Raw genomic sequence first — 9493 nt, 5'->3', positions numbered from 1 at the left:
GCGAGGAGATTGCAGCGCCTCAGCCGCCCGGCGCAATGGCAAACAGGCGGCTAAAGGCAAACCCGCTAAGACCGGCGCATTGGCTGCGGGAAAACGCTTTCGGGCCTGCGGTAGCAGAAATCATTCGCACTCCGACCAGACGCAGATTATGGCGAGCGGGTGAAGCAAGCCCGCGCTCCCTCACGGGCAGCGGCTCACAATCTCGCGGATCTGCCGGAGGCGATAAGCTTCGCCGCCGATCACGGGGCGCCCGGGGGGCCAAGGTAGCCTGTATGCAGTTCCAAGCGGCGCTCGGGAGCCTTGCCAAGCCCGATCACGCGCCCATCAATGCTCGGCGCCTCACGGAAGGACAAGGACGTGACCTTCACGCCCGCGCCTGCCTCTGCCTGCCCTCGCCTGCTCCCCTGTTGTCAGTCGCCCTCGATCATCTGGTCCATCAGGATGGAGGGGTGCAAACACCCTGCCTCCCCGACCACCCGCGCCGGCACGCCCGCCACGGTGGAGTTTCGCGGCACATCGGCCAGAACCACCGAGCCCGCGGCGATGCGGGAGCAGTTGCCAACCCGGATATTGCCCAGAACCTTGGCTCCCGCACCGATCAGCACGCCGTCGCCGATCTTCGGGTGACGGTCGCCGTCCGCCTTGCCGGTTCCGCCCAGCGTGACCGAATGCAGCATGGAGACGTTGTCCCCCACCACCGCGGTTTCCCCGATCACGATGGAATGCGCGTGGTCGATCATCACGCCCCGCCCGATCCGCGCGGCGGGATGAATGTCCACGCCGAAGACCTCCGACACGCGGGTCTGCACGAAATAGGCCATGTCGCGCCGCCCCTGCTGCCAGAGCCAGTGGCCGATCCGATAGGCCTGCAACGCCTGATACCCCTTGAAGAACAGCAGCGGCTGAAGAAAGCTGTGGCAGGCGGGATCACGCTCGAACACCGCCACCACGTCGATCCGCGCAGCCTGCGCAAGGGAGGGGTCCGCGACATGGGCCTCATCCGCGATCTCGCGCAGGATCTGCTCCGACATCTCGCCCGAGGCAAGCTTCAGCGAAAACCGGTAGGCCAGCGCCCGCTCCAGCGACGCATGATGCAGCACGCTCGAATGGATCAGACCGCCGAGCAGGGGTTCCCGCTCGACGGCTTCATGCGCCTCGGTGCAAATACGCGACCAGACGGGATCGACCTCGGCCACCGTTGCTTTCACCTGCGCCATGACGCCCTCCGTTTTTCTCAGTCTAGCCGACATAGGGCGCGATTGGCAGATCGGAAAGAAGGATCAGGCCGCCGGAAGGGTCAATTCCAGAAAATGTGCCGCGATACGCACCTTTCCGCCGGAAAAATTACCCCCCGTCGCGCTCAGCAGCAGCCGCGTTGCCGCCCAGCGGGGTTTCGGCTCCGTCGGCCCCATCGCCCAGGATCCCGCGCCGGTGCCAAGCCCGGAGCCATAACGATCCGCCCCGTCCGACTCACCCAGTTTCCAGGAGGCAAGCGTGCCGGTGAGCGGCTCCACCACTCGCGCAGTCACGCCGAAGACGGTGGCGTGGCTCGGGATCAGCGGGGCCGTCAGGTTGCTCGCCCCCGGCGTGACGACATGGTCGATCTCCGCGACCCGCCACACGGGCCCCGCGCCGGTGGGAGAGCTTGCCAGCAACCCCGCGCGCCAGCCCTGCCCGTCATGCAGCCGCTCCGCCCCCTCATCCGCCACGAAGGCCCGCCAGCCCGCGCGCGGCGCGAGGAATTCCCACCCGCCGTTCAGCCGGAGCGCGACCTTCCCCGCCGCGCCCGCCCAGCCGCCGGTGGCGCCCGCGGGCACACCATAGGCCGCGCCCTCCTCAGGCGTCTGCGGCTCACCCCCCGTGATGGAGCGGAGTGTGAGCTGGCAGAGCGCGTCGATCCGGGCCAGTGCCTCGTTCACGGTGACATGCTTCTGGGCCTGACCGGGCGCGATCAGCGGCAGGCGAAGGGTCGGTGTCTCGGTCATCATCGTCTCCATGGTTCAGAATGTCAGGGCGGGATGGTCAGGTCAGGCAGGATGGTCAGGTCAGGGCGGGATGGTCAGGTCAGGAGGGGTGGTCAGAATTTCAGGCTGGCAAAGGGGCCGGGGCCGAAGCGGTCGGACAGTTGCGCGACCTCCAGACGGAGCGCGGGGCCGTCGGCCGCGCGCATCTGGGCGCTGTAGCGCCAGTCGGGCGTGGTGGTCTCTGCCTCCCGCAGGACGCCGGAGGGGCCGATGACCCGGAGGAGATAGGCCTCCCGCGTCTCGCCCAGCGGGATGTCGCGGCTCTCCCAATCGTCGCCGTCCAGCCGGCTGCGGCGGATCCAGCGGAAGGCCATGTCGCCCCCCTCCCGCCGCATCCGCAGATGCACGGGCCGGTAGGGGCGCAGACCCACCCCCCGGAAAGCCGCCGTGAGATGGACAAAGGCCGGATCGTCATAGGCCAGCCCCGCAGGGCCGATCCGGTAATGCCGCTCCATCCCGCGGCGGGCGGGGTCGAGCGCGATCTGCCCCACGCGCTGATCGAGCAGCACGAACCGGCTTCCCGCAGGCCAGACATGGCCCTCCCGCTCCGTCCCGGCCTGCCCGCGCAGCAGATGGGTCAGCTCGTAGGTGTCGGGCGCGGTCAGCGTCGCGGTGGCGAACTGGATCACCTCCCATCCATCGGGCGAGCCATCCCCCACCGCAGCCGCATTCGCGCCGTTCAGGACGGAGAGCCGCTCCGCCGATGACAGCGCCCCCGACATGCGGACGCGGAGCCGCCCCCTGTCCCACAACCCCGGATGGCGCGCGCCGAGCGGTTCCAGCGACTCGCCGATCACCGCCGCGCGCTCCACATGGCCGTTCAGCCGGTAGCCGCTGTCCATGGGCGCATCCAGCACCGCAATGTCGCCCGGCCAGGGGCTGGCGGTGACGGCAAGATGCGGCGCGTGCGGAACCTCCGCGCCGGAAAGCAGCGGCAGGTCCAGAAACAGCGCGGCCACGGGCGCGGGCGGCACGAAGGGCCGGGGCTTCGCGGGCGGCTCCTCCACCGGCGGGGCGGCATAGAGCGCGGGCTCCACCCGCACGGCCTCCACCTCCGCGCCATGTCCCTCCGCCAGCCGGTCGATGCGGTAAAGACCCCGGGCACCGCCTGCCTCCACCTGCACCACCTCCCCCGCACCGATCCCGGCGGAGGGCGGCAGGGCAAAGCGCGCGGTATCCCGCGCCACCCGCGTCTCCGCCAGCCAGCGTTCGGCGATCGCCACCGCCTCTCCCGCCGTCAGCGCGAGGGGCAGTTCCGTTTCCGAAAGGGCATCGCCTTCCTCGCCGGGATGGGTGACCTCCACGCTTCGCGCCTCGTAATCGGCCTCGGCGTCGATATGGCCGATGCGGAGGCGGGGCGGGATCTCGCCCGCGCCCGCGCGCTCCTGCTGCACATCGCCCCCGTCGCGCGCAAGGATCGCGTCGGCGTCGATCACCCGCACCGCCTCCGCGCCCCGGCGGCTGAAGACAAGACGCCCGTCCCGCTCCGCCGCATCCACGCCATAGGCCAGCATCAGCGCCTGCAACGCCCCCCGGGCGGTCTGCTCCGTCAGGGAAAGACCGCGCACCAGCCCGTGCAGACGCGCGACATCCACATCGCCCACCCCGGCCCGCGCACAGATCTCCGCCACCACGGCGCCAAGCGGCTGCGCCGCCGTCCGCCCGGTGATCCAGTGGCCGCGGGCGTGGTTTTCACCATCGCTCCAGACATCGGTGGCCTGCGGAAAGGCGGGCCAGGGCCGCGCATCCCAGGCCCAGACATGCGCCCGCGCCATATCCACCATCGGCCCGCCGTAATGCGGCGAGACGGGGTTGGCTGACGGATCGCTCCAATACCGGGCCAGCGCACGCAGATACTGCATCTGGATCAGGTCGTCCCGCGCCCCGGTCGAGAAATGCGGCAGCGCGGATTCGGAGGATTTCGGATCGACGAACTTGTTGGGCTCGTTCGTGCCCTTGTCCACGGCGGCGCAGCCGATCTCCGTGAACCATATGGGCTTCGACATCGGCACCCACGGGCTTGCCGCTGCCTGCCGGACACCGCCCACCCGGTCATGATGCGGATTGCGCCACCAGTTCAGGATGTCCTTGTAGCGCCAGATCCACGGCTCCCCCGCACCGTCGGTGATGGGGGTGCGCCGCTGGGCCGCGCGATCCTGCGGCGTCGCGTAATACCAGTCGTAGCCCTCGCCGCCCGCGACATTCGCGGTCAGGTAGTCGAGGTCATGGATGGTTCCCGCCGCCGCATCCGCATGACCGCTGCCGTCGCGCCAGTCGGAGAGCGGCATGTAATTGTCGATCCCGATGAAGTCGATCGCCGGGTGGGCCCACAGCGGGTCGAGGTGGAACCAGCGGTTGCCCTCCGGGTCGGTCGTGCCGAAATACTCGCTCCAATCCGCGGCATAGCCGATCTTCGCCCCCGGCAGGATCGCGCGGACATCTGCGGCCAGACGGCAAAGCTCCGCCACGGCGGGAAAACCCGCCGCGTCGCGGATGGCTGTCAGCCCCACCATCTCGGAGCCGATGCAGAACGCATCCACCCCGCCCGCCAGCGCGCAAAGATGGGCGTAATGCAGGATGAACCGGCGATAGGACCATTCCGGCGGGCCGGTATAGGCGATGGTCGTGCCGGTCGCGGTGAAATCCTCCACCCGCGCGGTGCCGAAGAACCGCGCCACCTCCGCCGTGGCGGCAGGGGTGCCGAAGGGCGAGCCGGCCTCTCCCGGCGCGCGCGACAGCGTGATCCGTCCCCGCCACGGCAGAGCGGCTTGCTCGCCGCCGCCCCATGGGTCGGGCCGGGCATTCCCTTGAAGCTGCTCCATGAGGATGAAGGGGTAGAACACCGCCCGCTTCCCCGCCTGCGCGAGCGCGGTCAGCGCCTCGATCACCGAGCCGTCGGAAGGCGTGCCGCCATAGAGGGGGCGGCCCTCGCGCATCGCGACCACCTCCGCGTTGCGGCGGGCAAGACCGCTCACCCGCCAGGGCTGCGCCGCCTCCGCCGTGACCTGCTCCACCTTCGGGCTGATCGTGCAGTCGCCGCAGCGCAGGTCGGTCCCGAACCAGGAGACGACCAGCGACACGGAGCCGACCTTCGGCAGCTCCCGCCCCATCTGATCGAGAGAGGCCCTGAAATCCGTGACGCCCGCGGGCGAGTTCACGTTCGCGACCCGGTTCCGCCCCAGCCTGTCGGAAAAGACGGCGGGCGTGGTGGCCAGCGCATATTCCCCGGTGCCCGGGATCAGCGCCACGGCCTGCGTGACCGCGCCGATGCCACCCTCCGCCTCCGGCACGCCCTGCGCGGGGCGCATCACCTCGAAGCTGAATTGCGGCACCCGGTTGCCGAACCGGTCGAGCGCAAGATCCTCGATCACCACATAGGCCGTGCCGCGATAGGCGGGCGCGTTCTCCGCCCCCTCCTCCGCCACGATGCGCGCGTCGGGAATCTGCGCGTCATCGCCGCGGTAAAGGCGGAGCGTGACGCTGTTCCGCGCGACCTCCACCCCGTCGGCCCAGATCCGGCCGATGTCGGTGATGACCCCTTCGCAGAGCGCGATGGCAAGGCTCACGGTATAGGAATACTGCCGCACCTCCGGCCCGGCGCCGCCCTTGCCGCCCCGCGCCGAACTGGCGTGTTCGGTGAAGGGAGAGGCCCAGATCACCTGCCCGCCGATCCGCATCCGGCCGAATACCAGCGGCAGCGGCGCGCCCTCGCTCGCCCCGGTGACGCGGAACCGCTCGATGCGGCCGTGCTCCACCGTCTCGGACCCCGCGCCCAGCAGCCGCTGGTCGATGACGCGGCCCACCGTCGCGCCCAGCGCCCGGCCCGCGACCGCCCCGGTCAGCCCCATGACGGTGCCGCCCATCGCGCCGCCCAGCGATGCGCCCACCGCGCCCAGCATTATGGTTGCCATCAGATCGCTCCCTTCGGATAGCCGAACCGGGCCACGATGCGCCGCGCCCAGGGCTCGGAGAGCGGGCTTTCGACGACGGCATGGCCGCTGTAGGCATGGATGAATGTGGGCACCGCACCGGTTTCGGCGGCGATGCCCAGATGCTTGGCGATGCCGCCCGTACGCAGACGGAAAAGCAGCACGTCGCCCGGTTCCGGCAGGCCCGGTTCCGGCAGGCCCGGTTCCGGCAGGCCCGGTTCCGGCAGGCCCGTCGCAAGTAGGCCGCTGCCAAGCGGGCTGGCATCAAGCGGGCTGGCGGCAAGCGGAATAAGGTGGCGGGTGGCGGCGGACCAGAGCACCTCCTGCCGCCCCGTCTCTCCCCAGTCGGGGGTATAGGCGGGGGGCGCTTCAGGCTCCGGCCCGCACAGATCGCGCCAGACCCCCCGGATCAGGCCGAGGCAATCCGCGCCCGCCCCGCGACAGGAGGCCTGATGGCGATAGGGCGTACCCAGCCACAGCCGCGCGGCAGCGACGACATCCCCCCTCATCGCCCCATCCTCCGCGCGGGAGAGGCGACAAGCCAGTCCTCTCCCGGCACATGCGGAAAGCCGCGGAAATTCAGCGTATTGGCGAATTTTCCGCCGCAGGTGTGAAGCCGCTTGTCACAGCCCGCCGTGAGCCGCACCCTGTCACCCGGATGAAGCGGCGCGCGCAGCTCCTGCCAGAGCTCGACCTGCCCGCCCGTCTGGAGCTTCACCAGCCCGACCAGCCCCGAGGCCGCGCCCGAAAGGACGGTGAGGCTCCCCCGCTCGAACCATCGGGCGGGATGGCCGCCCAGCGCATCGCCAAGCTGGACGACGCGCCCGCCCGTCACCGAGAGGACCACCCCCTCGCAGCCATAGCGCGGATCGGCAAGGTCGATGCCACAGGCCGCATCCCCCAGCCGCGCGGTACAGCCTCGCTGGATGGCCCGCCCGCCCCGCTGGTTCAGCCGGTCGGCAAGGCCGCGCAACTCCGCCTCGAACGCACCGGCGCCGCGCCGGATCTCCCCGATCTCCCCCCGGAAACGCAGGGCGCGCTGGCCCACATCCGCCCAGTTGACCAGCCATGACCAGACCTCCGCCCCGTCATAGCGGCCCGCGGCAATGTCCTCCTCCGTGATCCCTTGCGCGGTGAGTGCGCCGGAGGCGGCGCTGTTGTCCACGGCCAGCCCCGTCACCTGCTCAAGCTGCGCGGCGGTCATGCCGGTGGCGGCGTGGAACAGGATGCCGTCGAAGCTCAGGTCGGTATCGTGGTCGGTGAATCCCATGCGGACCCCGTCCCGCCGCTCCACCGCCCAGCAGCGGCAGACGGTGGTCGCCCCGGTTTCCAGATGGGCCTGAAGTGTGTTGCTGCTCATGTCCTCTCCCCTCTCCCTCCGCCAGTGCGCGGCGGGCCCTCCGCATCGGACCGCCCGTCGCACCGGGGTCCATTGCCCAAGGGCCTGCCGCTGGCCCGGCCCGCGGCAGAGTGTGACTGGCCCTCTGCATCGGGTCTCCCCTTGCATCGGCGTCCGTTACCTAATGGCCTGCCGCCCGTCCGGCCCGTGCCAGTGCATGACTGGCCCTCCGCACCGGCCCGTCCGTCGCATCGCAGTCCGCTGCCCAATAGCCTGCCGTTGACCCAGCCTGCGGCAGAGTGTGACTGGTCCTCCGCATCGGACCGCCCGTCGCACCGGGGTCCATTGCCCAAGGGCCTGCCGCTGGCCCGGCCCGCGCCAGAGTGTGACTGGCCCTCTGCATCGGGTCTCCCCTTGCATCGGCGTCCATCGCACCAAGGCCCATTGCCCAAGGGCCTGCTGCCGGTGTGCTCTCCTGCCGCATGGGCGATGCCATGCGGAGGCCCGCCGGCCGCTGCTGGCGTGTGAAACGGTCTCCCGTTCCTCACAGCCGCAGCTCCACGACCGGCACATCGGGCACCTCGCCCGCCTGAAAGGTCGCGACGGAGGTGCGGATCTGATCGGTGTCGAACCGCACCGGCACGTCGAACTCGTAGCCTGCGGTGATACTCACCCCGCGTGCGGGCGGCGTAGCAAAGGTCACGACACCGCTTTCCGGGTCCGCCTCCCAGGCAGTGACCTCTCCGCCCTCCAGCGCGATGCGGAGGCTGCCCGCGACGGGTTTGGCGATCGGGCGGAGATAGGCCGACCCGGCGGAGGCGTAGCGCTTCGTCAGGCGGAACGAGCGTTCCACCCCATCGCCCACGCCGATCTGCTGGTCCGTAGCGCTGATCGCGGCGCTGGGCGGGCAGGATTTGTAATCGGCCCAGTCCTTCCAGCGGAAGCCATGCAGACGCCCCATCCGCGCCTCGAAGAAGGCGACGAGCACCGCCACATCGTCAAGCGACCGCAGGCCGCCGCCTGCATCATACCGCCTCCGGGAATGCGCCCAGGGGCTGTTGCGTTCCTCGAACCCGTTGGCGAGGGTGACGATCTCCGTCCGCCGCTCCGGTCCGCCGGTGGAGCCGTAGCTCAGCCGCGCGGGGTAGAGCACTTCGTGAAAGGCCATGATCCCTCCTTACCGGTTGCGTTGCCCGCGGGAGAGGGCGCGCCCCATCTCCGCGGCGATCTGGCTCCGGCTGCGGCGGAAGCCGTCCACATCGGGCGTGGTGACATTGACGGTGACGTTGACCGCCTGCCCGCCGCCCGCACGCACGCCGAGACTGCCATCCGCCCCGCGGGCGAGCGGCAGGATCGCCTCCGGCCCCGCCTCTCCCATCAGGCCGGTGGCGCCGCCCCGCATCGGGAAGGTCGTCGGTGCGGAAACCACACCCCCCCGGGCAAAGGGCATCACCCTGCCGCCCGCGAAACCGCCGCCCGTGGCAAAGGGCAGGAAGGCAGCCAGCGCGGCCTCCATCCCGCCGGAAAGCATGTCTCCCGCCGCGCGCTGCACCGGCTGCATGGCCATGTTGTAGACCGTGCCCACCATGGAGCGCCCCAGCCCCTCCAGCGCATCCGACAGCTTCTCGCCGTTCAGCGCGATGCCGTCGAAGGCGCGGCGCAGCCCCCGGCCCATGCCGTCCGACAGCCGCGCGCTTTCACGGGCAGTCCCGGCAAGGCTTGTCCGCATCCCCTGCAACTCGCTGTCAAAGGCCGCGGCCATCGTCCGGGCGCCGCCCAGGCTCACCTCCAGCGCCGCGATCTCATCGGCCAGCGCATCAATCGCCGTCATCCTGTCCCTCCATCCGTTCATCCGTGGGCCCGTGATCCATGCGGTCATGGGGCCTGTGGTCATGGGGCATGCGGTCGTCAGGCCCATGGTCGTCAGGCATGCCGTCATGGGGCACGGGGTCATCGGGGAAGGCGCGCATCAGCGCCTCCAGCCCCGTCCGGCCCAATGTCGCCTGTGCGCCGCTGCGCCCGGTGAGGAGCGCCAGCTCCCAGGGGGTGAGCGTCCAGACCTGCGCCGGCAGCAGCCCCGCGCGCAATCCGGCGCGAAGCAACCCCGCCCAGTCGAAGCCCCCCTCACGCATCGGGAGCAAAGGCCGCGACCAGCAGCCGCGCCGCGACCTTCGCCGCCCCCGCGGGACCGCCCGCGATCT

The 9493-nt window shown here is 70.6% G+C and carries 8 protein-coding genes; all 8 read right to left on the bottom strand.

Annotated features, from left to right (window positions below; all coding sequences use genetic code 11):
- Positions 1-410: 410 nt before the first annotated feature.
- Positions 411-1217, bottom strand: coding sequence for a serine O-acetyltransferase (gene cysE / locus RT513_RS14755; RefSeq protein WP_035743167.1), 807 nt, complete (start codon positions 1215-1217; stop codon positions 411-413).
- 63 nt (positions 1218-1280) lie between these two features.
- Positions 1281-1985 carry a DUF2793 domain-containing protein gene (locus tag RT513_RS14750; RefSeq protein WP_290685304.1) on the bottom strand — a complete coding sequence of 235 codons (705 nt, stop codon included), beginning with the start codon at positions 1983-1985 and terminating at the stop codon, positions 1281-1283.
- Between the two features lie 92 nt (positions 1986-2077).
- On the bottom strand, positions 2078-5935 hold the full coding sequence (locus RT513_RS14745; RefSeq protein WP_313534130.1) for a glycoside hydrolase/phage tail family protein: 3858 nt from the start codon (positions 5933-5935) through the stop codon (positions 2078-2080).
- Positions 5935-6462 carry a peptidase gene (locus tag RT513_RS14740; RefSeq protein WP_313534129.1) on the bottom strand — a complete coding sequence of 176 codons (528 nt, stop codon included), beginning with the start codon at positions 6460-6462 and terminating at the stop codon, positions 5935-5937. Before RT513_RS14740 ends, RT513_RS14745 begins: the two co-directional genes overlap by 1 nt.
- Positions 6459-7313 (bottom strand): DUF2163 domain-containing protein, encoded by an 855-nt coding sequence (locus RT513_RS14735; protein WP_313534128.1) that lies wholly within the window; start codon positions 7311-7313, stop codon positions 6459-6461. Before RT513_RS14735 ends, RT513_RS14740 begins: the two co-directional genes overlap by 4 nt.
- Before the next feature lie 523 nt (positions 7314-7836).
- Positions 7837-8460 (bottom strand): DUF2460 domain-containing protein, encoded by a 624-nt coding sequence (locus RT513_RS14730; protein WP_313534127.1) that lies wholly within the window; start codon positions 8458-8460, stop codon positions 7837-7839.
- 9 nt (positions 8461-8469) lie between these two features.
- On the bottom strand, positions 8470-9123 hold the full coding sequence (locus RT513_RS14725; RefSeq protein WP_088214941.1) for a phage tail tape measure protein: 654 nt from the start codon (positions 9121-9123) through the stop codon (positions 8470-8472).
- Positions 9110-9424, bottom strand: a complete 315-nt coding sequence (locus RT513_RS14720; protein ID WP_313534126.1) for a rcc01693 family protein — start codon at positions 9422-9424, stop codon at positions 9110-9112. The genes RT513_RS14725 and RT513_RS14720 overlap by 14 nt, the downstream gene beginning before the upstream one ends.
- Between the last annotated feature and the right edge of the window lie 69 nt (positions 9425-9493).

Source organism: Haematobacter sp. (genome assembly GCF_032102465.1).
Taxonomy (GTDB): Bacteria; Pseudomonadota; Alphaproteobacteria; order Rhodobacterales; family Rhodobacteraceae; genus Haematobacter.
Note: the sequence above shows the minus strand (reverse complement) of the source record. Positions and strands in the feature narration are given on the sequence as shown.